This window comes from Rhodococcus sp. MS16 (assembly GCF_013277795.1).
Lineage (GTDB): Bacteria > Actinomycetota > Actinomycetes > Mycobacteriales > Mycobacteriaceae > Rhodococcus_F > Rhodococcus_F globerula.
Genome location: NZ_VBTM01000001.1, coordinates 924,784 through 949,783, shown reverse-complemented (window position 1 = coordinate 949,783; position 25,000 = coordinate 924,784). Strand labels below are relative to the sequence as shown.

17 protein-coding genes are annotated in these 25,000 nt (G+C 63.0%); 10 read left to right on the top strand and 7 right to left on the bottom strand.

Features of this window, described 5'->3' with window-relative positions:
• Positions 1–3 precede the first annotated feature (3 nt).
• Positions 4–1,245 carry a cysteine--1-D-myo-inosityl 2-amino-2-deoxy-alpha-D-glucopyranoside ligase gene (mshC, locus tag FEZ60_RS04285; protein ID WP_172935578.1) on the top strand — a complete coding sequence of 414 codons (1,242 nt, stop codon included), beginning with the start codon at positions 4–6 and terminating at the stop codon, positions 1,243–1,245.
• A gap of 57 nt (positions 1,246–1,302) precedes the next feature.
• Here the strand turns inward: mshC and FEZ60_RS04280 are convergent, their stop codons facing one another.
• The 7 genes from FEZ60_RS04280 to FEZ60_RS04250 form a co-directional block, all read right to left on the bottom strand.
• Positions 1,303–1,707: a hypothetical protein gene (locus FEZ60_RS04280; RefSeq protein ID WP_033232187.1), complete on the bottom strand. Its 405-nt coding sequence runs from the start codon at positions 1,705–1,707 to the stop codon at positions 1,303–1,305.
• Positions 1,708–1,811: 104 nt separating this feature from the next.
• The gene (locus FEZ60_RS04275; RefSeq protein ID WP_172935577.1) at positions 1,812–5,987 is read right to left on the bottom strand and encodes a TIGR02680 family protein; all 4,176 of its coding nucleotides are present in this window, start codon (positions 5,985–5,987) and stop codon (positions 1,812–1,814) included.
• Positions 5,984–7,414 carry a DUF2398 family protein gene (locus tag FEZ60_RS04270; protein WP_033231936.1) on the bottom strand — a complete coding sequence of 477 codons (1,431 nt, stop codon included), beginning with the start codon at positions 7,412–7,414 and terminating at the stop codon, positions 5,984–5,986. The genes FEZ60_RS04275 and FEZ60_RS04270 overlap by 4 nt, the downstream gene beginning before the upstream one ends.
• A complete protein-coding gene (locus FEZ60_RS04265) occupies positions 7,411–8,916 on the bottom strand; it encodes a TIGR02677 family protein (RefSeq protein ID WP_230590020.1) in 1,506 nt (501 codons plus the stop codon). The genes FEZ60_RS04270 and FEZ60_RS04265 overlap by 4 nt, the downstream gene beginning before the upstream one ends.
• A gap of 36 nt (positions 8,917–8,952) precedes the next feature.
• Positions 8,953–10,038 (bottom strand): helix-turn-helix domain-containing protein, encoded by a 1,086-nt coding sequence (locus FEZ60_RS04260; RefSeq protein WP_033231937.1) that lies wholly within the window; start codon positions 10,036–10,038, stop codon positions 8,953–8,955.
• Positions 10,039–10,185: 147 nt separating this feature from the next.
• Positions 10,186–11,304: an MFS transporter gene (locus tag FEZ60_RS04255; protein WP_202025730.1), complete on the bottom strand. Its 1,119-nt coding sequence runs from the start codon at positions 11,302–11,304 to the stop codon at positions 10,186–10,188.
• A gap of 59 nt (positions 11,305–11,363) precedes the next feature.
• Positions 11,364–12,218, bottom strand: a complete 855-nt coding sequence (locus FEZ60_RS04250; protein ID WP_230590043.1) for a PAC2 family protein — start codon at positions 12,216–12,218, stop codon at positions 11,364–11,366.
• 144 nt (positions 12,219–12,362) lie between these two features.
• On the opposite strand from FEZ60_RS04250, the gene metH reads away from it, so the two are divergent.
• The 9 genes from metH to FEZ60_RS04205 all read left to right on the top strand — a co-directional run bounded on the left by metH (position 12,363) and on the right by FEZ60_RS04205 (position 24,998).
• Positions 12,363–15,932, top strand: coding sequence for a methionine synthase (gene metH, locus FEZ60_RS04245; protein WP_072782539.1), 3,570 nt, complete (start codon positions 12,363–12,365; stop codon positions 15,930–15,932).
• The gene (locus tag FEZ60_RS04240) at positions 15,925–16,623 is read left to right on the top strand and encodes an HAD family phosphatase (protein WP_033231940.1); all 699 of its coding nucleotides are present in this window, start codon (positions 15,925–15,927) and stop codon (positions 16,621–16,623) included. The genes metH and FEZ60_RS04240 overlap by 8 nt, the downstream gene beginning before the upstream one ends.
• A 15-nt stretch (positions 16,624–16,638) precedes the next feature.
• Positions 16,639–17,499: a rhodanese-related sulfurtransferase gene (locus FEZ60_RS04235; protein WP_033231941.1), complete on the top strand. Its 861-nt coding sequence runs from the start codon at positions 16,639–16,641 to the stop codon at positions 17,497–17,499.
• Positions 17,500–17,503: 4 nt separating this feature from the next.
• Positions 17,504–18,418 (top strand): pseudouridine synthase, encoded by a 915-nt coding sequence (locus FEZ60_RS04230; RefSeq protein WP_033231942.1) that lies wholly within the window; start codon positions 17,504–17,506, stop codon positions 18,416–18,418.
• A 58-nt stretch (positions 18,419–18,476) separates the two neighbouring features.
• Positions 18,477–18,740, top strand: a complete 264-nt coding sequence (locus FEZ60_RS04225) for a phosphoribosyl-ATP diphosphatase (protein WP_003944933.1) — start codon at positions 18,477–18,479, stop codon at positions 18,738–18,740.
• Between the two features lie 72 nt (positions 18,741–18,812).
• Positions 18,813–19,664: an ATP phosphoribosyltransferase gene (gene hisG, locus FEZ60_RS04220; RefSeq protein WP_033231943.1), complete on the top strand. Its 852-nt coding sequence runs from the start codon at positions 18,813–18,815 to the stop codon at positions 19,662–19,664.
• A gap of 993 nt (positions 19,665–20,657) precedes the next feature.
• Positions 20,658–21,452 carry an MHYT domain-containing protein gene (locus tag FEZ60_RS04215; RefSeq protein ID WP_172935575.1) on the top strand — a complete coding sequence of 265 codons (795 nt, stop codon included), beginning with the start codon at positions 20,658–20,660 and terminating at the stop codon, positions 21,450–21,452.
• A 340-nt stretch (positions 21,453–21,792) separates the two neighbouring features.
• Positions 21,793–24,585: an ATP-binding protein gene (locus FEZ60_RS04210; RefSeq protein WP_242484380.1), complete on the top strand. Its 2,793-nt coding sequence runs from the start codon at positions 21,793–21,795 to the stop codon at positions 24,583–24,585.
• Positions 24,582–24,998 (top strand): roadblock/LC7 domain-containing protein, encoded by a 417-nt coding sequence (locus FEZ60_RS04205; protein WP_033231946.1) that lies wholly within the window; start codon positions 24,582–24,584, stop codon positions 24,996–24,998. Before FEZ60_RS04210 ends, FEZ60_RS04205 begins: the two co-directional genes overlap by 4 nt.
• Positions 24,999–25,000: the final 2 nt, after the last annotated feature.

Here is a 25,000-nt window from a genome sequence, read left to right as displayed (position 1 = left end):
AGTATGCAGTCTTGGTCCGATACCGCACTCCCGTCCGTACCCGGTCAGGGGCCGCCGTTGCGGCTGTACGACACGGCCGACCGTCAGGTTCGTCCAGTCACCCCCGGGAAGACCGCCACGATGTACGTCTGTGGCATCACACCGTACGACGCGACCCACCTCGGGCACGCCGCCACGTACCTCACCTTCGACCTCGTGAACCGTATCTGGCGCGACGCCGGACACGACGTTCACTACGTCCAGAACGTGACCGACGTGGACGACCCGCTCTTCGAACGCGCCAACCGCGACGGTGAAGACTGGGTTGTTCTCGGAATGCGCGAGACGGCGCTCTTCCGTGAAGACATGGAGGCGCTGCGCGTGCTTCCTCCCAAGGACTACATCGGCGCTGTCGAATCGATCAACGAAGTTGTCGAACTCGTCGAGAAGTTCGTCGCATCCGGCGCGGCCTACATCGTCGACGACGCCGACTTCCCCGACGTCTACTTCCGGGCCGACGCCACCGAACAGTTCGGTTACGAGTCCGGCTACGACCGCGAGACCATGGAGAAGTTCTTCGCCGAGCGCGGCGGCGATCCGGATCGCGCCGGCAAGCGCAATCCGCTCGACGCACTGGTGTGGCGGGCTGTGCGCCCGGGTGAGCCGTCCTGGCCGTCACCGTTCGGACCGGGCCGCCCCGGGTGGCACATCGAGTGCGCGGCCATTGCACTCAACCGCATCGGCTCCGGTTTCGACCTCCAGGGCGGCGGCAGCGACCTCATCTTCCCGCACCACGAGTTCTCGGCAGCGCACGCCGAATGTGCCACGGGTGACCGTCGTTTCGCGCGTCACTACGTTCACACCGGCATGATCGGTCTGGACGGCGAGAAGATGTCGAAGAGTCGCGGCAACCTCGTGTTCGTCTCGAAGCTTCGTGGCGAAGGGGTCGACCCCGCAGCGATCCGTCTCGGACTGCTGTCCGGCCATTACCGTCAGGACCGGGCGTGGACCGAACAGGTCCTCGAGGATGCGCAGGATCGTCTCAAGGTGTGGCGTGCTGCCGCGGCCCTGAGTTCCGCTGCGTCCGTCACCGACACAGTTGCACGGTTGCGTCAGCATCTCGCCGACGACCTCGACACCCCGAAGGCTCTTGACGCCCTCGACGGTTGGGCGCGTCGTGCACTCGAAGGTGGCGGATCCGACGCACAGGCACCGGGCGAGTTCGCCGATGCCGTCGACGCCCTGTTGGGGATTTCGCTGCGCTGATGTACTAGCTGTGCGCCTTTGTCAACCGCGGGCGGTTAACAAAGGCGCACAGTGCTTTCACGGGCACGCCGGCGTCACCATGTCGTAGATCTCGTCGACCTGGGCTTGGGTCGGGATAACGCCGTTGTGTTCGGCCTGATCGCGGATTTCGTCGCTGACTTGTTGCTCCGAGGCACCCTCGGCGATGTCGTCGCACGTATCGAGCACGATCTCTTTGATGTCAGCATCGTCTCGATCCTGTGAAAGATCCGGGTAGCGGGTGCGAAACGCCACAACAAATGCAGTCAGTTTTCCCTGATCGACAGCGCTCATCTCGCCCGTCGACGTTCCGGCGGGCATTCGCATGGTTTCTTGACCGGTGGTGTGACCGTTGCCCTGGTTCTGGTCACCGTCGTCGTTTCCGCAGGCGCACATCATCGACGCTGCGCCCGCGATCATGATTGTCGCGATGGCTTTCTTCATGTCGTCTCCGCTCGCAAGTTTCGGCCCATGGATGAAAAGCGCGGGTGGTGCGGTGGTACCCAACCCGGGCGCTTCCCATTCCATCGACCTCGAGGCGCACGGTGTTAGGCGTAGTCGAGCGCACCTTCGGCCGGGGTGGGCACCCTACGGCGCAGCGGAGATCCGAGCGCTCTGGCCAAGTCCGTTCCGTCGTGTTCGGCGAGCAGTTCACCGTTCGACCACACCAGCAGCGCGGCGCTGACGGCTTGCTCGGCCGTCGAGTGAGCCAGGTCGTAGTGTGCGCACCCGGGGACGTCGGCGTACGTGATCCAGAGGTCGTATCCCGTCATGAAGAGGTCGAGATCGAACTGGACGCTCAATCCCAACAACTCGCTTCGACCATTGTCGTCGACGCCGGCAAATGCCTCGTCGAGTGCAAGTAGCCGCGGCGCATGCGGATCGGCTGAATCGAGCATGACGTGCGCTGCCGCGAAGAGTGGCAGATGCAGCGACACCGACTGCTCGCCGCCGGACAGCGCGCTGTGCCGGGCGACGGTGAGTCTGTCTTCCTTGCCTTCGCCGCTGATGAGGGTGAAGGAGAAGAACCGCCACTGCCGGTAGTCGAGTGCCGACGACAGGATCTCCGGGTACGACCGCTCGGGGTGCGCCGCCCGGGCAGTGCGAATCTGCGTCGCAAAATGTGCGCGCAGTGTCGCCAACTCGTCCACGCCCAGCGCCGACGCGTCTCGATCGAGCAGTTTGGAGATGGCGCGGGAGCTGTCGTCGAGGTTGTCGGCCAGAACCCAGTGGACGCCGATGGTGTTGCCGGACGACATGTGCCGCTCGCGCATCTCGGTGCCCATCTGCGCGATGAGTTCGCGGGCGTCGACGGTACGCTCGTGGATCTGTTGGGCCAGTCCGGTGAGCAGGGCATCTTCGAGGATGCGACGCTCGGATTCGGTGAGCAGTTGCTCCTGATCTCCGCGCGCTTCGTGGATGCGGGTTGCGAACTCGCCGATCGAAGAGTGTCCCTGCTCGTCCTGCACGCGGACGACGGTGAGCCCGTCCGGTGCGTCCCACTGCAGGCGGTAATCCTGGCCGGCGGCAGCGAGTTGGGCGTCGAATTCCTGCAGCGCGGACGTCAGGGCCGTGCGGGTTGCCTTGCGCGCACCGTCGGTGACGCGAACCGTCGAGGTCGCCGCGTCGAGTGCCCGGTACAGCTTGTCCACGTCTTCGGGCAGTACCGGCGGGTGCGGGGCGTCGTCGGTCCGGTCCTCGTTCTGGATCCGGTAGACGAGTTGATCGGGGCTCATCCACGCTGCGGAACTGGCAGGCCAGCTCAGCGGTTCGGTGATGCCGAGCAGCTCGAGCAGATCGGGTCGCGCGTACGGCGCGAGTTGCTCGGCGTCGCTGCGCGTTTCGGTGAGGGTGTGCCGCAAGGTCTCGACGGCGGTGTTGTAAGCGCCTTCGGCGGTGCCGATGTGGAGTACGGCCGCGTCGTAGGCCTTACGGGCGGCGCGTTGGTCGACTTTGCATTCCTCGATCTTTGCGCGCGCCTTGGCGAGGTCGAGATCGATTTGCTCGGCACTCGCGCCGAGGGTGTCGCGCAGGGTTTCCAGGCGTTGGACTTGCTGGAGCAGACTCTCCTCCGCGATGGCCGCTTCTTCGGCAAATTCCTCGGCGTTGGTGCGTGATTCGTCGAGGCGGTCGATCGATTCGCGTTCGAGTTCCACCTCTTTGGCGTACTCGCGTCGGCATCGCAGGGCGACGTCGCCTTGCTTCTCGAAGTGACGGATCGCCGCCGCCAACGAGTCGAGTTCCCGGCCGGCGTGCGGGGTGCGATGCGTCGACGCCGTCGCGCGCAACTGCTTTTCCTTGGCCGCGAGATCCGCTATCGCCGCGTCGAGTTCACGCTGCGCGCTGTCTGTTGCTTCGGACCGTGTGCGCAGGGCGCCCGCCGATTCGGCGACAGCTTTCAGTGCGCGGAGAATCGAGCCGGTCTTGGGGAGTTCCTTTGCGGCCGCGGCAAGTTGAGCCAACTGCTCGTTGGTCTGCGCCACGAGTGCTGTGCCGGTGTCGATTGCCGTGGCAAGTTCGTCGAGGGCAACGTCGATTTCGGCGATCCGGGCAGCGCGACGACGCGCGCGAGCCGTTGTGCCGATGTACTCGGCATCGGTCTTGACGTGCCGTCCGTGGACAACACCCTGCCAGAATCGGCCGTCGACGCCGATAGCAACTGCGGCGGTGGTGGTGTCCGCGTTCTCGACCAGGCTGATCGAGGCGAGAATTCCCCTGACCTGTGCGTCGGGGACGTCGGAGTTGCCCTCGACCTCGAGAACATCGGCGAGGGTGCGTCCCTTGGGCCGCTGCTTTGTCGGGAGTGCTGTGAGGAATTGCTCGCTGACGAATTCGGGCAGTTGCTCGCCGGGCACTACCCAGCCGTCCAACATATTTGCCGCTTGTAGTGCGGATTCGATTCCCGTGGCCACGTCGGGTTCGACAGACTCGGCGAACCGAACAAGGCTCCAGAAGGGCGCACCTAGCAGGTCCTTGCGGCTGTCGGTGCGGGCGTGGAATGCGGGCGGAGCATCGTCGTGCTCGGCCGAGACGGCCTTGCGTTCGGCTTTCAGTGCGGTGACGGAGGCGCGGGCGGCTGAGATTTCCGCTTCCGCACTGCGTCGACGCTCCCGCAAGGCTTCGATTCCGGCCTCGGTGTGTTCGGAGAGTACGGCAGCCAGCGTCGGAGCGTCTTCGTCACCGACTGCCGACAGTGCACCGTCCAGTGCCTCGAACAGTGAGGTATCGGCGCCGGCAGCGGCGTAGCGCTCCGAATGCCCGGTCCACCACGAGCGAAGGCCGGTCGCACATTCACTGCGAGCCAATTCGACGGCGGCTTCGCCCTCGAGGACTGCAGCCTTGGCTGATTCCAGCAGCTCTTGGCCACGACGCGACGAATTCTCGGCGCGGGTCCGCTCGGTGGTGGCTTTCTCCACGGTGGCGAGGGCGGCGCGCACAACACGAACGTCTCCGTCGCGCTCTTCGGCGTGGCCACGCACGGCAGCGGTGATCTGATCGCTGCGGGAACCGTCCGGCAGCGGTGTCCAGACGATACCGGCGTCTTCGGCGGCGACGCGCAGTTCGTCCTCGGCCCGCGAGAGTGCTTCGGCACCGCGGCGTACCGATGCGGTGGCCTTTTCGGCTTCGTCGCCGCGCTGCGCCAATGTTGCCTGCGCCTTGCGGGACTTGTCGGCCTGCTGCTCGGTGGACAGTTTCAGCGTTGCGACGGCCTGCGCGAGGTCGTCGAGCTGCTGCTTGCCTTCGTACGCGCTCGAGCGTTGCAGCGCTTCGACATTGGCGCGTGCGTGATCGAGTGCCTGTTCGGCGGCATTGAACCGTTCTTCGGCTGCTGTGCGCGCTTCTCGGCTCCGCAGCTGGGCAACAGCCGATTCGTCCATGGCGGCAACACCTTTGGTGACCGCGGCCAGACGGGCCCCGACCTGTTCGATCTCGCCCCGCGACTGCTGGCGCAGATACTTGGTGTAGACGCCGATGAAAGTCTGGGCCGCGCCGTCGGCAGCGGCCAGCCCCTCGAGCGCGCGGCCCACTTCTTCCATGTCGCTGAACGAGCGGGCAGCTTCGAGCACCAGTTGATCGTCGAGGGGGCGCAGTCCGTCGGTGAGCGCCTGCGAAAGACCCTTGGGGTCAAGGTTCTTCGCGAGCTGCGGCCGGCGCAGCGTCAGGATCAGGTTGATCAGCTGGTCGTAACGCTGCACGCCGAGGCCGAACATGCGCGCGTCGATGGCGGTGCGGTAGTCGAGGGGACGGTCCGTGATCGCGTCGCTGCCCAGTTGCTCGGCCAACTGCTTCTTTGTCAGCGGGCGATCGTCGGCGCCGATCAGCGAGAAGTCGACACCCACTCGGCCGTCGGCGACGAAGTACCAGCGTGTGACCTTGTCGTTGGTTCGGCTCGCACGCATGCCGATGCCGACGGTGACGGCTTCGGGGTCGTCGAGTGAGCCGCGGCAGAACTCCATCCACACATAGGAGTGTGCGGTGTCCTGCCCGCGATAGAGCAGGTTCGACTTCATGGTGCGTTCTTCGCCGGCAAACGGATTGAGGCGACGCGGTTCGATGCGGCCGTCGAAGACAAACGGGAACAACACCTCGAGTGCCTTGGTCTTGCCGGATCCGTTGGGTCCGCGCAGGACAAGGCGGCCGTCGGCGAAGGAGAATTCCTGGTCGCGGTAATCCCAGAGGTTGATGATGCCGGCCCGGGTAGGTCGGAAACGGGCGCTGTTCATGCGTTTTCTACCTCTGGTTCTTCTGTGCTGCCGGAAAATTCGGAACTGGGCTCGGGCGCGGAGTTGTCGACCGCAAAGTCGATGAGGGGATCGCGTTCGCGGACATTGACCACAACGTCGCGGTAGCGCGCGAGTACGGGCAGAACGAGCACTCCGCCGGGTACCGCGTGTGTCAGGCGCAGTCGCTGTAGCAGGCCGAGTGACTGTTTACGCAGTCCGTTGTGGTCCGCCTGCCACTGGGCCGCAAACGTTCGGCCGAACTGATCCACCAATTCGGTGATCTTGTCAGCCAGCCACGTGTCGTCGATCAGGGGATATGTCGCCGGTTCCTCGGGATCGGCAGGCTCCGCAGCAGGTTCGACCGGTTCGGCATCCTCGTCGGCAAGATCCTCGAAGATTCCGGCCTCGGGGATCGCTGCATCGAGTTGCTCGATGAGGTGGTCGTCGGACTCGGGAGGAAGCGGGAGTTTCGGCAGTTCCGGCGCGTCGACGTCGAGTATCCGATCGGCGATTTCGCCGGCCAGCAGCAGTGCGACCTGGGCGATCGTGCCGGTGCTGGGAAAACGCACGTCAGACAGGCGCCCGGTGGGGTCGATCATCGCGATTCCCTCGGCCCGGCGCTCGGCAACGAGTCCGGTCAACATTTCGACGTCGGACGCGGTCTTGGGTTGGGCCAACGCGATCAGTTCATGCTGATCGAGTTCACCGGCCAACACCACTGGGCGTTCGACGAGAGCCCGACGCACTCGCCGCCCGATTGCCTTGGCGTCCACGGGAACCCCGTCTTCCTCAGCCGCCTGGGATGTTTCGGCAGCGAGGAGTCCGCGAATGGAATGCAGGTGCTGCAGCGCGCGCGGTGGGCGGAACAGTGCCACGACGACGGATCGGTCGATGTCGTAGAGCGCTTCTCCCGCTTCGGGATTGGATGCCCAGCCGTTGGCGTCACCGTCGGCGAGTGCGATGGCGCCGCGCACACCGAGCCAGCCGACGGCGTCGACAAACGCGTCGCGATCGGCGCCGCGATCGGTGGACAGTTCGACGCCGTCCACCTGTGCGGCGTCGGCGGCCACGTGATCTGCCAACTCCGACAACGTGATCTGGTTGCCGGCGCGGCCCAAGGCGGCGAGGCACAGGGCCAGGTACGAATAGCGGGTGCGGTCGAACGTGCGCTCGGTTGCCGTCTGGGCGGGTGCCGACGGGTTGAGGCGATCGGAGACCGTGAACAACCGAGCCGTTGTCTCGGTGACCTCGAGGCGGTAACCGAAGAGGTCGAGGAGGTCATCTCGCAGTTCGGTGGCCCACCGGCGTAGCAGTGGCAACGCCGCCCGATCCGGATACGACGTGGTGACCAGGTGATTCGACAGGATGACCCTTGCCGCGCGTTGATACGAATCGAGCGCAAGGGGAGTGATCTCGCGAGCTCTCATCGAACGCTGACCTCGATGCCGTCGAGGTGCATCCGGCCACGTGCGGTGGTGATGGTGGTGGAACCGTCCGACGGGCTCAGCGTCAATTTCACCCCGTTCTCGCTACCGGTGGAACTCTTGACGCGGCCGACGACCGGCACGCGGGCCGTGAGTGCGGCATTGAGCAAACTCAGCAAAACTTCGGTCTCCTGCTCGTTGAGCTCACGTTGATACACACCGTTGGTGGCCAGGGATTGTGCTGCGGCACTGCGGGTTCGCTGCGCCGCGAGCTGTTCTTCGCGCAGCCGTCGGATACTTCCGTCGTTGCGGGCGACCTTGCTGGGCAAGCCGGGCGACGGTGGGCGCCCTGTTTCCGCCAGGGTGCGGGCGATCTCGACGGGCGGTGCCTCCCACCAGGATCGGTGGTGCGAGATGATGTCGGCGTCCGGGTGGACCATCGACAGGTGGCGCGGGCGACCGAGGTCGAACACGGCCTGGAACAGTGCATGAGCCGCGTCTTCGGACGGTGTGGCGGCAAACCACCCCGCGAGATGGCGCAGCTGACTTTCGCGGCTGACCCCGCCTCGACGGGTTTCCGTGACGCGGCGCAACAGAGCAAGCACTGCGGCAATCGCGCTCATGGTGCCTTCGCGCAGTCGCTCGGACTCGCTGATCCCGGTCTCGGCGGAGACGAACCACGCGGTCAAACCGCGCCAGCGGGCCATCCAGTCGTCTTCGCGTTCGGCGATCGGAACGAACACTCGCTCGTCGCTGGCGGCAGCGAGCCGGATCATCCGGTCGACCCCTGTCGATTCGACGTGCTCGATGGCTTCCTTGAGTTTCGGGGCGTACCGCGCGAGGTCGGAGCTGAATTCGCGCATGTGCGTCAGCAGGGCGTCCTTGTGGTTCAGGAATGCCTGCGGCGTCACTTCCGTCGTCCGAACCAGATCGCCGAGCGTGAGATAGAAGTGCGCGGCACGATCGGCCATGTCGGACAGTGTCGAGTCGAGGCGTTTGAGTTTGCGGAAGATGAGGTCGCCGTCTGCCGTTCGATTGGCTTCGGCCAGTTCCGACATGTCGGCCAGAAGGTCCGCCAGCGCCAGTCGTGAGAGGGACGAATTGTCGAGCCTGGCGGCAAGTACGTCCTCGACGGACCGGTACACCTGATACCCGGCCTGGCCGAACTGGTACACAAAATGGCGGTTCCGATACTCGGCCAACGACGCGGCGCGTGTGCCGTCGTAGCTGCGTTCGAGAATCTCCCACACGTGCAACTGGTCCAGCAGAGGCGCAATCTCGGTCGACGACAGCTGAGCGGCGGGATCCGAGCCACCGATCTTCTCGAGGATCTGAGCGACCGTCCCCGCATGGAGCAGGACTGTGTAATTGGCGCGGGCGTGGTCGAATGCGCGAAGTACCCACAGGTACTCGGCGCGCTTCTCGGCGACCGTGAACGAAAACAATTTCAGTCGATGGGTATCCGCGTACGCCGTCGCTACGCCCGCGATATGCGTTTCATTCACCATGACAGCGTAGGCGAGAGTGTCGTCCGAATTTCCCTACGGTCGATCCTTGGCTGGGGAGGCGGCGCGTCGCCACTGCGATTCGTTCTCGATCATCCAGCCCATGAGGTGATCGGCCGCTGCTTCGTCGGCATCCGGACCGACGAGAAGATCGGCGTAGGCCTGACTCGGAGACACGATCCGGATGCCGTCGCGGGTGAGAATTCGGTCGAACACCGACGGAGACAGGGGAGCGGTGACCCACACATCGGCACCGGTCTCGACGCGCCGCAGGCCCAACGCGTCGGCAAATTGGTCGACGTTGTCGGCGTGGAAATGAGCCCGCTGAGTGGGCGCATACCGGGCGAACGGCGCGGCAGCGACGGATGCCGTTGCCGCATAGATGTGTCCGCTGAGTTGGCGGAGCTGATCGAAGAGCGCTTCAAGTCCGTCTGGAGCGTGAAAGCCGTGCGGTGTGGGTGCTTTGGCGATGGATTCCTGTGCCCACTCCCGGAGCATTTTCTGCCAGTTGGCGTCGGCGATGCCGCCGCGGGGGAGTCTGGTCACCAATTCCCGATCCGCGAGGGTTTGCACTACTCGATACGTTGCGCCCGTTGATGCCCCGGCCAAACGGACCAGAGCGGTGATCGCCAGGGGCGGAGCAAAATCTGCGAGCGCCCGCACGACCCGCGCCGACGGATCGCCGGCCAGTTGGCCCGACGGCCGGCCGGGGCCGCGCCACGGATCGGCGTCGGCGCCCCTGCCTCGCACCCAGACGGCAGGGCGATCGGCGGTGAGAGAGACGTTGCCCGTCGCATCGGCGTAGGAGAGTGCATGGGCGTCGAGTTGGCGGCGCACCGGTTCGGACAGATATTTGGCGCAGACGAATCCGGTTTGCCCGGTGGGGAAGCGGTCGGCGATACCGGGAACGTCGCTGCTGAGAACTCCATGTGCGGCGTAGACGCCGAACTTCGCGACCGACCCGTCAGGGGAGCGCAGGTCGAGGCGAATGGGTGCTTCGGACAGATCGGGGGAGCGTTGCGTCGACAGTGACCAGGTGGCGGGCAGATTTTCTTCGATGATCGCGACGGATCGCCGAAAAATGTCGATGGGGCGCTCGGGTTCCGACTCGGATTCGCTCATTGTTCCATTGTATCAATATCTGTCGTTGACGGAAACACCAAATTTTCCGAATATTTGTCGTCAGTTCTATCCGAACCAACGACCTCAATTCACCAAGTCGCCGCACTTCAGCAACCCAAACGATCATAAAATCATCGACGGAGGGGGCTAAGCCTCCGCGGTATTCGACGGTTTCTGCCGAGGCATGATCAGCGGAGCCACAACAGCAAGTAGAGCGGCGGGTATCAGGAAACTTGCGATGGACGAGGCGTCGTAGATCGGGGTGAGAGCGAGGGGAGCGAGTGCCGCGCCGCCGAAGCGCATTGCCTGGACGACGGATACCGCACCGCCGCGATTCGGACCCTGCGAGCCGAGCACCGCCGCGTTGACGCCGACGAGTACGAACTGGCTGGACACACCGGCAATAAACCAGGCGAAGGCGATGGCCGGGATGGCGGATGCGAGTCCTACGACTGCAACGAGTACAGCGCCGCTGATTGCGCCGATGGTCACTGCCTTCCGGGCGCCGATGCGGTCGATCAGGATTCCCGCTCGTCGGGCGGCGATAATGCCGGCCAAACCGAACAGCGTCAGCATCAGACCGCGGGCTGTGGGCGAGAGACCGAACTCGTCCTCGAACCGGAATGCCAGGAGGAAGCTCAGACCGCCGAGTGCGCCCCAACCGAGGAGGGCGGCAACGCCGATCCGCAGCACTTCCGGACGCAGTGCGTCACGGAGTCTGGCGGGCGCGGCAGACGGAGGCGCCGTGGTTTTGGGTAACCCGACGGCGCCCAGAACTCCAGCTACAACCGCGATGACGAGAAATGCGAGGCGCCAATCGAATTCGGCTGCGAGGCCGCCGATCAGGGGAGCGGACGACTGGCCGGCGGCCTGAAACGCACCGAAGGCGCCCAGTGCGCGGCCGAGTCGGGCCTGTGGCGTCGCTGCTGCCAATGATGCAAGCAAGAGGGGAGTTGTGAAGGCATTGGCGCTACCTTGCAGGACCCGAGCTGCAAGGAAGATGTCCAGCGTCGGAGCCAGGAAACATGCCAACGACGCGGCCACGTACACGCCATACGCGATGCGGACGGTCCGCACTTTGCCCCACCGGGAGCCGAGAGTTCCCGACACCAACATCAATGCCGCAAAAGGTAGAAGGTACGCAGTGAGCGACGACGCGGCCGCGGACGCCCCGACCCCCAGGTCGTCGCCGATCTCGGGGAGAACGGACGCCACCACGCCGCCGCCGAACGGGCCGAGAAACCCGCCGGCGTACAGCGCGATCAACTGGAGGCGAAGGCGAAGCGGTCTGGGGTTGTGCGTGTTTTCGTCGGGAGAAGTGTTGCTCACAGCCCGAAGCTACCGGGGCCTCGCCGCCGCAGGTAACGCTCGAATTCGGCAGCGATCGCATCGCCGTCGATCTTGGCGATTGCTTCTGTGATGTCTGTCTCAGCGTCGCCGCGCTCTTCCAAAGTCCGTACGTATTCGCCGATCTCCTCGTCGTCTGCAGTCATTTCGTTGACCGCTTCCTCCCAGTCTTCGGATTGAGAGGGGAGTTCGCCCAGGGGAACCTCGATGTCGAGAACGTCTTCGACGCGCTGCAGCAGTGCCACCGTGGCTTTGGGGTTGGGCGGCTGAGACACGTAGTGCGGCACCGCTGCCCAGAACGAGATGGCTGGTACGCCGGCCCGGACGCACTCGTCCTGAAGAACTCCGGTGATACCGGTGGGGCCTTCGTAGCGAGTCTGCTCGAGGTTGAATCGAGCTGCGGATTCGCTGCTGTATGCGGTTCCGGTCACCGGTACCGGACGGGTGTGCGGTGTGTCCGCGAGAAGTGCTCCGAGGATGACCACCGTCTTGACGTTCAGTTGGTCGATCAGCTCGAGGAGATCCTCGCAGAAGCTGCGCCAACGCATGTTCGGCTCGATACCGTGAAGCAGAACGATGTCGCTCTCGCTGCCAGGCGGTGAGCAGACGGACAAACGTGTGGCAGGCCACACGATTTCTCGGGTGACGCCGTCGACCTGCCGTACGGTCGGGCGGTTGACCTGATAGTCGTAGTAGTCCTCCGAATCGAGTTCCGCGAGCGGTTGGGCATCCCAGATCAGTTCGAGGTGCTCGACGGCGCCGCTGGCGGCGTCACCTGCGTCGTTCCAGCCTTCGAAGGCTGCCACGAGAATGGGATCGCGGAGCACGGGGATATCGCCTTGGGGGCGATCAGGGCTCTCGAAGGCCGCGGAATCATCGAAATCGACCGGGCCGTCGGGAGTGACGGGGAACTCACTTGGACTCACCCACCCAGCCTACGGCCAGAGCATCGGAGAGCGCCCACTACTCTGGACGGCATGTCTGCCCCATTTAACTCTGCCCTGCTTGATGCGTTGAATCAGCGCGTTGTCATCGGCGACGGAGCGATGGGCACCATGTTGCAGGCCGCGGACCTCACACTAGATGATTTCCTCGGACTCGAGGGGTGCAATGAGATCCTCAACGACACCCGCCCCGACGTGCTCAAAGACATCCACCGCGCGTACTTTGCCGCCGGTGCCGATGCTGTCGAGACCAACACTTTCGGGTGCAACCTGCCCAACCTCGCCGACTACGACATCTCGCATCGAATCCGTGAGCTTTCCGAGAAGGGCACTGCCCTCGCTCGTGAGGTAGCTGACGAGATGGGGCCAGGCCGCGACGGTATGGCCCGCTTTGTTCTCGGCTCGATGGGCCCGGGAACCAAGCTGCCCAGCCTGGGCCACGCCCCGTTTGCCATCCTGCGTGACGCGTACACCGAATCCGCCCTCGGCATGATCGAAGGCGGCGCCGACGCCATCCTCGTCGAGACCTGCCAGGACCTCCTTCAGGTCAAGGCTGCGATTCTCGGCAGCCAGCGGGCGATGGAGCAGTTGGGCTTGCGGATTCCGATCATCACGCACGTGACGGTCGAGACCACCGGAACCATGCTTCTCGGCAGCGAGATCGGTGCCGCGTTGACGGCACTCGAGCCGCTCGGCATCGACATGATCGGACTCAACTGCGCAACCGGTCCGGCAGAGATGAGCGAGCACCTTCGCCACCTGTCCAAGTACTCGACGCTGCCGGTCTCCGTCATGCCGAACGCCGGCTTGCCGCAGCTCGGCCCCAACGGTGCCGAGTACCCGCTGACCGCAGACGAATTGGCCGAAGCCCTCAGCGGATTCGTCTCCGAATTCGGTCTCGGCATGGTGGGTGGCTGCTGCGGAACCACCCCAGACCACATCAGGGCAGTTGCCGACGCGGTTCGCCTCGTGGAGAAGGCGCAGCGCACCCCGATTCACGAGGCCAGCACGTCGTCGTTGTACTCGGCTGTTCCGTTCGAACAGGACGCCAGCATCCTGATGATCGGCGAGCGCACGAACTCCAACGGCTCCAAGGCTTTCCGTGAAGCAATGCTGTCCGAGGATTACCAGAAGTGCCTGGACATCGCGAAGGATCAGACTCGCGACGGCGCGCACATGCTCGACCTCAACGTCGACTACGTGGGCCGCGACGGCGCTGCCGACATGTCCGCACTCGCCAGCCGGTTGGCAACGGCGTCGACGCTGCCGATCATGCTCGACTCCACCGAACCTGCAGTTCTGCAGGCCGGACTCGAGCACCTCGGTGGACGTTGTGCCGTCAACTCCGTCAACTACGAGGACGGCGCCGGTCCCGAGTCTCGTTTCCACAAGATCATGACGCTGGTCAAGGAGCACGGCGCTGCCGTTGTCGCGTTGACCATCGACGAGGAGGGCCAGGCGCGCACGGCCGAGACCAAGGTCGCGATCGCCAAGCGTCTGATCGAGGACATCACAGGCAACTGGGGTCTCGCAGAGTCCGACATCATCGTCGACGCTCTCACCTTCCCGATCTCCACCGGTCAGGAAGAAGTGCGCCGCGACGGCATCGAGACCATCGAAGCGATCCGTCAGCTCAAGGCTGCGTACCCGGAACTGCACTTCACACTGGGTATTTCCAACATTTCCTTCGGCTTGAACCCCGCCGCCCGGCAGGTGCTCAACTCGGTGTTCCTGCACGAATGCACCGAGGCCGGCCTCGACACCGCGATCGTGCACGCCTCCAAGATCCTGCCGATGGCACGGATTCCGGAAGAACAGCGTGTAACCGCACTCGACCTGGTCTACGACCGTCGCAGCGAAGGGTACGACCCCCTGCAGAAGTTGATGGAACTGTTCGAGGGTGTCTCGGCAGCGTCGGCCCGTGAGTCACGCGCTCAGGAACTTGCCGGTCTGCCACTGTTCGATCGCCTCGAGCGTCGCATCGTCGACGGCGAGCGCAATGGCCTCGACGACGATCTCACCGAAGCGATGACGGTCAAGTCCCCGATCGAAATCATCAACGAGACACTGCTTTCGGGCATGAAGACCGTCGGTGAACTGTTCGGTTCCGGACAGATGCAGTTGCCGTTCGTTCTGCAGTCCGCCGAGGTCATGAAGGCGGCAGTTGCGTTCCTCGAGCCCCACATGGAAGCGACGGACGACGACGGCAAGGGTCGCCTCGTCATTGCGACGGTCAAGGGCGACGTCCACGATATCGGCAAGAACCTTGTCGACATCATCTTGAGTAACAACGGTTACGACGTCGTGAACCTCGGCATCAAGCAGCCCATCGCGACCATTCTCGATGCTGCGATCGAGCACAAGGCCGATGTCATCGGCATGTCCGGACTGCTCGTGAAGTCGACAGTGGTCATGAAGGACAACCTCAAGGAACTGAACTCTCGCGGTGTCTCGGAACAGTTCCCGGTGTTGCTGGGCGGTGCCGCGCTGACGCGTTCGTACGTCGAGAACGACCTTCAAGAGGTGTACGACGGAACCGTGAGTTACGCACGCGACGCTTTCGAGGGTTTGAATCTGATGGATCAGATCATGACCGAAAAGCGTGGCGGCGGACCCGCGCCGGACAGCCCTGAGGCGATCGCCGCGCGCGAGAAGGTTGCCGAGCGGAAGGCTCGTCATGAGCGTTCCAAGCGGATCGCCGAAAAGCGTAAGGCCGAAGCAGCTCCCGTTGTTCTGCCGGAACGGTCCGATGTTGCAGTCGACATCCCTGTTCCGGCCCCGCCGTTCTGGGGGAGCCGCATCGTCAAGGGCGTGGCACTGTCCGAGTACGCCGGTCTGCTCGACGAGCGCGCACTGTTCCTGGGGCAGTGGGGACTTCGTGGTCAGCGTAAGGGCGACGGTCCGACGTACGAAGAGTTGGTCGAAACCGAAGGCAAGCCGCGACTGCGGTACTGGCTGGACCGGTTGACGGCCGAGGGCATTCTCGCGCACGCCGCCGTGGTCTACGGCTACTTCCCGGCGGTGTCCGAGGGTGATGACGTCATCGTGCTCACCGAGCCGAAACCGGATGCGCCGGAACGATTCCGGTTCACGTACCCGCGTCAGCACCGGGACCGTTTCCTGTGCATCGCGGACTTCGTGCGCTCGCGTAAGGAAGCAGAAGCGACCGGCCAGGTCGACGTTCTCCCGTTCCAGTTGGTCACGATGGGGCAGCCGATCGCGGACTTCGCGAACGAGCTGTTCGCGTCGAATTCGTACCGTGACTACCTCGAAGTTCACGGCATCGGAGTTCAGCTGACGGAATCGCTTGCCGAGTACTGGCATCGCCGGGTTCGTGAAGAACTGGTTCTGCCTGGCGGCCATTCGGTTGCCGAGCAGGATCCCACCGACGTGTCCGGCTACTTCGACCTCGAATACCGCGGCGCGCGTTACTCCTTCGGATACGGGGCCTGCCCGGATCTCGAGGACCGCGCCAAGTTGGTCGCGTTGCTCGAGCCGGAGCGCATCGGCGTCCACCTCTCGGAGGAACTGCAGTTGCATCCGGAACAGTCCACCGACGCATTTGTCCTGCACCACCCGGAAGCCAAGTACTTCAATGTCTGAGTTGTTGACCGAGGTATCCGAGACGACGCTGGGTGGTGTCCTGTGGGACATGGACGGCACCTTGCTCGATTCGGAGAAGTTGTGGGACGTTGCGCTGCGTGAGCTGTCGCTACGCCTGGGCGGGCCGATGACGGAGGCGACGCGCGTTGCCGTCATCGGCGCGTCGAGTCCGTTTGCCCTGGCAACGGTGTTCGATTCGCTGGGGCTCGAGCAGCACCCGGAGGCAGTCGCCGAGGCCAAGGACTGGATGTACGCCCGCGTCGGCGATCTGTTCGAGGACGGTGTGACCTGGCGTCCCGGCGCGCAGGATGCACTGGCGATTGTTCGCGACGGGGGACTTCTCTCGGCTCTGGTCACCAATACCGAGCGGGTACTGGTCGATCGCGCACTCGGGATGCTCGGACGAGAGTTCTTCGACCACAGCGTCTGCGGCGACGAGGTAGCCAACGGCAAGCCTGCCGCGGATCCGTATCTGAGGGGTGCTGCGCTTCTCGGTTTGGAACCGTCACAATGTCTGGCGATCGAGGATTCGCCGACAGGCACGGCTGCGGCCACCGCTGCGGGCTGCGGCGTGCTTGTTGTTCCCTGTGAAGTCGATGTTCCGGCGGGGCCGGGACGTATCTTCCGGGAGTCGTTGACGGACTTGTCGATTCATCATCTCCACGACGTTCATGCGCGTGCGGCACGTTAGGCTGGTGTAGCAAAAGTGTCCATTCCGAAAATTGTTCTGTTCTACCAGTTCACGCCGTTGGCCGATCCCGAAGCGATCAGGTTGTGGCAGCACAGCCTCGCCGAGTCGAACAATCTGACCGGCCGAATCCTGATCTCGCAGCACGGAATCAACGCGACGGTGGGCGGCGATATCGAGGACGTCAAGCGGTATGTGCGTGGCACCCGCGGGTACGAACCGTTCCGCATGGCCGACATCAAGTGGTCGGACGGACTCGGCAACGATTTCCCGCGCTTGTCCGTCAAGGTGCGCAGCGAGATCGTGACGTTCGGTGCGCCCGACGAACTCGCGGTCGATGAGAAGGGTGTGGTGGGCGGCGGCGTCCACCTGGCACCGAAGGAACTGCACGAACTGGTCGACAACCGCGGTGACGATGTTGTCTTCTTCGACGGCCGTAATGCCTTCGAGGCCGAAATCGGACGCTTCCGCGACGCCGTTGTTCCGGACGTGACAACAACACGGGATTTTGTCAGCGAACTCGACAGCGGCAAGTACGACCACCTCAAGGACAAGGCAGTGGTCACCTATTGCACTGGGGGAGTGCGCTGCGAAGTGTTGTCGTCGTTGATGCGCTCACGCGGTTTCGGTGAGGTGTACCAACTTGACGGCGGGATCGTGCGTTACGGCGAGACGTTCGGCGACAAGGGCCTGTGGGACGGATCGTTGTACGTCTTCGACAAGCGGATGAACATCGAATTCTCGCCCGAGGCAAAGGTTCTCGGTGTGTGTGTCGACTGTGGAACGCCGACGCCGCGCTTCCGTAACAGAATCGACGGAGACGGAAGGACCCTCGAATTGCTGTGCGAGAGTTGCTCACCCGATCTCGAACAGGTCTAGAGGCGTGCCAAAGGCTCCGCTACCGATCCGAGACGGGCTCGGGCCGGATCGGTTGCGGATGCCCCGGACATCCGACGCGCGTACCGTCCTCGAGTTTCTGGTCGGTGAGTTTCCCGGCGAGCACGAGCTGTGGAACGCCCTCGTCGCTGCTGGTGACGTTGTCGACGAGCACGGGCGGATCATTTCGAGCGAGACTCCGTATCAGCCCACCCGCTTCGTCTACTTCTACCGCGAACCACCACCCGAAATCCCGGTCCCGCACGAGATCGAGATCCTGTACCGCGACGAGCAGATCCTGGTCATCGACAAACCGCACTTCCTCGCGACCATCCCGCGCGGCGCGCACATCGTCGAAAGCGCGGTCGTCCGTCTGCGTCGTGACCTTCATCTCCCTGATCTGGCGCCGGTACATCGACTGGACCGCATGACCGCCGGTGTCATCGTGTTCACCGTGACTCCGGACCTGCGACGGCCTTATCAGGAACTCTTCGCGGAGCAGAAGATCGTCAAGGAGTACGAAGCCATCGCGGGATTCGATCCCGAATTGACGTTTCCACGCATCGTCCGTAGCCGGATCAACAAGGTGCACGGGGAGATGACCGCCACCGAAGTCGAGGGCGAACCGAACAGTGAAACCCGAGTCGAGTTGGTCGAGCTACTCACTGATTCTGCTGGTAGCACGCTCGGTCGATACCGGATGTTCCCGAAAACCGGGCGCACCCACCAACTGCGACTGCATCTGAACTCGATGGGCATTCCCATCGTCGGTGACAACTACTACCCGCACTACCGTCCGGCGGTACCTGGTGACTTCTCCACACCGTTGCGACTCCTCGCCCGGGCACTGGAATACCCGGACCCGATCACCGGCCACACTCGCCGGTTCGTCAGCACACGCGCTCTCGATCAGGGCTTGTGACGGGCCAGCCTGTAGGCCTGTGAAAATCCGTTCCGCACTCGTGAAAGAATAGCTACCTGTGAAGACCTTCGAATCCTTGTTCGCCGAGTTGACCGAGCGTGCTGCCACCCGTCCCGAGGGGTCCGGCACCGTCGCCGCCCTCGATGCCGGTGTTCACGCACAGGGCAAAAAGGTCATCGAGGAAGCCGGTGAAGTGTGGATCGCTGCGGAGTACCAGAGCGATGAGCAGCTAGCCGAAGAAATTTCTCAGCTCTTGTACTGGACTCAGGTGTTGATGGTCGGCCGCGGGCTGACCCTCGAAGACGTGTACCGACATCTGTGAAGAGGATCTGACCCGACAATTCCGGTTCCCTTTTCCCACGTCTGACCACACCTTCCGAAAGGACGTTCACTGATGTTGCGCGTCGCAGTTCCCAACAAGGGTTCGCTGTCCGAGTCCGCCGCCGAAATCCTCAGCGAAGCGGGCTACCGTCGTCGCACCGATTCCCGCGACCTGACTGTTCTGGACCCCTCCAACCAGGTCGAGTTCTTCTTCCTGCGCCCCAAGGACATTGCCATCTACGTCGGATCGGGTGAACTCGATCTGGGCATCACCGGTCGTGACCTCGCCGGAGATTCCGGTGCACCGGTTTCGGAGCGTTTGGCGCTCGGTTTCGGTCGCTCGTCCTTCCGTTACGCCGCACCTGCCGGCAAGGACTGGACCGTCGAAGATCTTGCCGGCCTCCGTATTGCGACGTCGTACCCGAACCTGGTTCGCAGTGACCTCGCCGCTCGCGGCATCGACGCTTCCGTTATCCGCCTCGACGGCGCCGTGGAGATCTCGATCCAGCTCGGTGTCGCCGACGCCATCGCCGACGTGGTCGGTTCCGGCCGCACTCTGCGTCAGCACAACCTTGTTGCCTTCGGCGATTCTCTGTGCGACTCGGAAGGTGTCCTGATCGAGCGCACCGGCGCCCCGCAGGACGACGCGGCCCGTAACCAGTTGATCGAGCGTGTTCGCGGAATCGTGTTCGCTCAGCAGAACCTGATGATCGACTACGACTGCCCGCGCGGCATTCTCGACGAAGCAATCAAGATGACGCCGGGCATGGAATCTCCGACTCTGTCTCCGCTGGCCGATCCGGAATGGGTCGCCGTGCGCGCCATGGTTCCCATCAAGGGACACAACCAGGTAATGGATGCTCTCGCTGAACTTGGCGCCCGGGCCATTCTTGCGTCCAACATTCGTTCGGTACGCGCGTTCTGATCAGTTAGTTCTCGTGTATTCGCGCCCGTTCCGGAACATCGGGAACGGGCGCGAATCTGTATCGCCTGGACGCATACCGCCCTCGTCTGTAGTGCCTGTGTGTGTCAGGTCATTCAACGCAGCAAACTGAGAGCGTCCATCTTGTCTACGAGAATGGTCTTACAACAAGCATGCAGTGCGTTGTCGCGTCGCGCGGCCTGGCGATGGGTCTTGCCGCCATTGGGCGTATCCGACTCGACCCGCAATCCTAGGCTTGCGATGTGGAGCAGGCGGTAACGCCACTCGAATCCGGAGGTCGCCGAGAGTCTGCATCGCCCACTGTTCGAGACTTGACGCGTTGCCGGGTCGATCGGTGGCTGTCTAACGGCCATCCGGTCTGTAGGCACGGCCACCCATTGCCGGATGTGACCAACCAGACCAATGATCGGCGTCGAATCGCTCTGGGGCTGAACGCAATTCAAGATGTTGATGGAAGGGTTGAGAAGCAAGGATCGAATTGGCCAATGTCATGTTCGAGCGCCCGATAGATGTGGTGGGCGTGTGGACGCAGTCTCTATCGTGGTCATCCCCAATTCTCTTCCGTCGTTTGAATTAGCCGCACCATCATGGCGGCGGTCGTTATCACAAATGGTCGTTGCCCTTCGTTTCAGTTGAGCAGAATCGGGCGTGAGTAATAGCCTTCGGACGATTCGATATACGTGCAGAAATTGGAATTCGATAGCCACAACGGAATGTGGTGCCAATCACACTGAAGCATTCGAGCATTGAGTCCACGAGTAGCGGGCGAATTCGCCGCAATTTGCCCGCGTGGGCTCGAAGTCGTTACGAAGCGGCATCGGTATTGCTCGTTTCTCCGAAAATCGTTTATCGAATCAGCACATCGTGATTGTCCTGCACGCTGCGCCTCGTCTGGTAGTGGTACTGCTGCCACCTGAAATCTCTGTGAGAGAGTGCATCAATTGAAAGTGTCCACAACAATCCTAAGGATCTGGCATGTCGGATGAAATGCACCACTTCTCGATGGGAATCTGGCTGCTCGCACTCGCCTTCGTTGTTTCCGTCGCCGGATCGGTTATCGGCTTGGCGTGCACGCGTCATTCCATGAATGCCACGACCCGCGAATCGCGGATGCGCTGGTTGTTCATGGCTGCACTGTCGATCGGTGGTGTCGCCATATGGTTGATGCACTTCATCGCGATGCTCGGGTTCTCCGTGCCGGGAAGCCCCATTCGATACAGCCTGATGTGGACAGTGGTCTCGGCACTGATTTCCGTGACCGCGGTTTTCGTTGGATTGGTGATCATCGGCACCGAGTTCCGGTTGAGTCGACTCCTCGCCGGTGGCCTCGTCATGGGCGTCGCGGTCAATGTCATGCACTACACAGGTATGCGCGCCTTGCGCTTTCAGGGCGAGATCCACTACGACGTGTACTTTGTCGCACTCTCGCTCCTGATTGCCGTCGTTGCCGGCACCGTTGCGTTGTGGTTCACGATGATTGTGGAATCCACGGTGCTGCGTTTATTCGCCGGCGTGATCATGGGCGTTGCAGTAGTCAGCATGCACTACACGGGAATGGCCGCTGTAGAAGTTGTTCACGATCCGTCGGCAACTACTCCCGAGGGTCTCGAGGTGTTCTCGTTTCTGTTTCCCGTCTTCGTGCTCGGTCTCTTGGCACTGGCTATTCCGATTGTGGCAGTCTTGACCGCTCCGGATCCTGTGACCGCACATATGGAATCCGCTGCCGATGAATTGGCATCGGAAGCGCGGGAATTTGCAGTGAGAGACTGAACCGAAGGATTCAGGTCAGGGCCTCGCCGAACAGATTTTCGGATGTGACTTTTCGGGCCTCATCCATCTTTAGTCGGGCGGTGCTGACATGAGGTTGATTTCAATCTCAATGTCGGCGTCGCCTGCTGATCCCTATCGTCGTGCCTTGAAAATCGACATGAAACCTACATAGCAGACAAAAAATCTGGACAATAGGGACTATCGGCGCAATGCGATAAAGATCATTCTGTTACCGTTCAATCGCTTTCCTTCGATTGCACGTAGTCGAAGGAGCTCGGGCGATTCCCTGATCGGGGGGTTGACAGACTTTAATAGCAGACGCGAAGAGGCATTGGTCCGCATGAAACACGATGCACACACAACCTCGTGGTGGTCGATCGGCGAATGGCGCCTAGGTTGGAAGGTTGTCGCCGTCTTTGCAGTTCCGATGCTCGTTGCCATCCTGCTCGGCGCACTTCGGATCCAGGGCGAGCTTTCCACTGCTGCAAAACTGACGTCGTCCTCGGAACGCGTGCTTGCTTCCCCCGCGGCTCTCCGGCTCGAAGAGGCGCTCGACGACCTTGCAGTCGCGTCCTCCTCCGGCACCGAACTCGAGACCGCCACGGCAGCAACGACAGCGGCCATGGCAGAGTTCGCCGCGGCCGGTCGAATGTTCCACACTGACGGGGCAATCGGTGACCAGGTCACCCGCGCTCTGGAGAACAGCCAGTCGATCATCGACGAAGTTTCCGCCGGCGCAGTCGCACCCGCTCGACTGGTCACCCGCGTCAACGAAGCATCCATCGACATCTGGACCATATTCGCCGACATCATGCGCGATTCCCCGCAGCCGGTCATGCGTCAGAGTGGAGGCGAGTTCTCTGCCTTGTGGTCAGCTCGTCGAGCATTCGCCGACCAGCGCATTCTGTTCGGTTCCGGGCGCCTCGATCAGCAAGCTCGAACCGCTTTGGTTGGCGTTGCGGGCGCAGAACTCGCGGCCCTGCGCGGTGTAGTGCTCCCGCGCGATGAATCGGAGAGCTCTCTGAATACCGTCGCCGCTGTGAACGCACTTCGCGCGTCCGCACAGGGGCGCGTCGACGAAATCGGTGCCACAGCATCGACGTCCCCGCTGAGTAGCCAGATCGACGTCGGGCTGCAGACAAGTCGTGATCATTACGACACGTTGGCCAACGCGGCATCAAGCAAGTTCGCCGCGACAGTGGGCACCGAAGCCAACTCAGCCCGATCCGCCGCCCTTCGAGACACCGCGCTCGTTCTCGGCGCTGTCCTCGCAGCCCTTGTTCTCGCGCTCATCATCAGCCGCTCGCTGGTCGAACCCATCCGACGCCTGCGATTTGCCGCTCTCCACGCAGCGCGACGGGGACTACCCGAGGCGATCGAAAGAATCCGCGCCGGCGAGAAGGTAAGCGACCTCGAAGTACCTCGAGTACCTGTTGACACCCACGAGGAAATCGGGCAACTCGCACGCGCTGTAGACGACATGCACGGGCAGGCCATCACTTTGGCCGGCGAGCAGGCAACACTCCGTCGCCAGGTCAACGACATGTTCGAAACGCTCTCCCGCCGCAACAAGTCCCTCGTCGAACAGCAACTCGGTCTCATCGAGCAACTTGAACAAGACGAAGACGACCCGAATCGCCTCGAGAATCTCTTTCGTCTCGACCACATTGCCGCCCGAATGCGACGCAACAGCGATAATCTCCTGATCCTGTCCGGCACCGAAGGGCGACGCGTACGAACCGCACCGATCGCTCTTGCCGACGCTCTACGCGCTTCGGTTTCCGGAGTCGAAGACTATCTGCGTGTCGAACTCGGACAGATTCTGTCTGCTGTTGTCAGTGGCCAGGCCAGTGCAGATGTCGTGCACCTCATCACCGAACTCCTCGATAATGCTCTGCGCTACTCGCCGCCCGAAACAACGGTGACGATCGACGCCGCACGCACGAACGACGGTTCCGTGCTGGTGGAGATTGCCGATCTCGGTATCGGAATGTCGTCGGCCGAACTACTCGACGCCAATAGGCGCCTGTCTTCGGGAGGCGAGATGAGCCCAGATACCGCCCGCCACATGGGACTTTTTGTCATCAGTCGTATCAGCCGTCGATACAATATTTCAGTGCGTCTACGCCCGTCGGGCAGCACATCCGAACACAGTGGCATTACCGCCATGGTTCACTTGCCGGTGGCACTGCTCGACGCACCACGCGACAATGTGGTTCGAACGCCGATGGCGCCGCGTGTTGCTCCGGTCCGTACAGCTTCTCAGGTGACTGTCGATCGCCCCGAAAGTCCGGCGGCTGATGCACCGGCAGTATCAGCGAGCGGGTTGCCGCAGCGCCAACCTCGAAACAGCCAACCTCGAAACATCAGTGCGGTCACCTTGCCGCCACCTGTTTCAGGCGCTCCCGCTGCAGTCGTTTCACAGCCGCACGCCAGTGCGCTTCCCGCGGGGAATACGCTTCCTCGCCGCACTCCAGGGAACAGTGGGGTACCCGGCATTGGTAGCACCCTCGCCACCGAACCGGCAGCTACAACGCCAGCCGGCCCGGAAACTACTGCCACTCAACCGGATACCAGCGTGTCCGCCGCCCGAGAACCTGCGCCGAGGCACCTGTTCGGCGCCCCCAATCCGACCAACACGGCGGCGTTCTTCTCCTCCCGCCCGCGCGATTCGACACCGCCGCGTGTGGGTGTATTCGGCGCGGATGCTCCCGACGCTACCTCCGAGACTCCACCGATTGCATCCCCGATCTTTGCCCGGATGGTGTCCGAGTGGCTGGTCGATCCCACAGACGACAACTCCAGTGCCGCAAGCGGAATCATCTGGACAACCGAAGCAGACGAGGGTTGGGTTGCTGCCCGCGCGTCAACGGACATGCCCGTAACCAGGATCTCCGATTCGGGTCTCCCGATGAGGGACCGCGGTGCGCGGTTGGTTCCCGGAACGGTTGGAACCACTACTGCCACTTTCCGTTCCGGATCCCACCGTAAGAGCACCGAGCCGGAGAACATCAGACGGGGATGGAGCGACTACCAATCCGGCGTCAGCCGCGGACGGCGGCACGCTAACAGTGAGAACACCACATCCCTGCACTCGACCACGCATGTGCAGGAAGACGAAGGAGAACAGTGAGTACTGTCGGAGCCCCAGAAACTCCTCGCGCACTCGACTGGTTGGTGTCGGGTTTCGCCCGAGACGTGCCGGGAGTGAGCCACGCGATCATCGTCTCGGCCGACGGATTGTTGAGTGCTGCGAGCACCCACCTTCCGCTCGATCGAGCTGATCAATTGGCCGCTGTGACTTCGGGACTCGCCAGCCTCTCCGCCGGTGCATCACGGTTGTTCGACGGCGGTGCCGTTCTGCAATCGGTGGTCGAGATGGAGAACGGGTACCTCCTCCTCATGGGCGTCGGTAGCGGGGCCTACCTCGCTGCACTTGCCGTTGCGGGATGCGACATCGGTCAGATCGGTTACGAAATGGCAACCCTGGTCGATCGCGTCGGAACAACCATGGACATCGCTCCCAGATCAGGTCGGGATATGTGAAC

Coding starts and splice junctions, on each gene's coding strand:
- mshC (WP_172935578.1), top strand. CDS start 4: ATGCAGTCTTGGTCCGATACCGCACTCCCGTCCGTACCCGGTCAGGGG.
- FEZ60_RS04280 (WP_033232187.1), bottom strand. CDS start 1,707: ATGAAGAAAGCCATCGCGACAATCATGATCGCGGGCGCAGCGTCGATG.
- FEZ60_RS04275 (WP_172935577.1), bottom strand. CDS start 5,987: ATGAACAGCGCCCGTTTCCGACCTACCCGGGCCGGCATCATCAACCTC.
- FEZ60_RS04270 (WP_033231936.1), bottom strand. CDS start 7,414: ATGAGAGCTCGCGAGATCACTCCCCTTGCGCTCGATTCGTATCAACGC.
- FEZ60_RS04260 (WP_033231937.1), bottom strand. CDS start 10,038: ATGAGCGAATCCGAGTCGGAACCCGAGCGCCCCATCGACATTTTTCGG.
- metH (WP_072782539.1), top strand. CDS start 12,363: ATGTCTGCCCCATTTAACTCTGCCCTGCTTGATGCGTTGAATCAGCGC.
- FEZ60_RS04240 (WP_033231940.1), top strand. CDS start 15,925: ATGTCTGAGTTGTTGACCGAGGTATCCGAGACGACGCTGGGTGGTGTC.
- hisG (WP_033231943.1), top strand. CDS start 18,813: ATGTTGCGCGTCGCAGTTCCCAACAAGGGTTCGCTGTCCGAGTCCGCC.
- FEZ60_RS04215 (WP_172935575.1), top strand. CDS start 20,658: ATGTCGGATGAAATGCACCACTTCTCGATGGGAATCTGGCTGCTCGCA.
- FEZ60_RS04210 (WP_242484380.1), top strand. CDS start 21,793: ATGAAACACGATGCACACACAACCTCGTGGTGGTCGATCGGCGAATGG.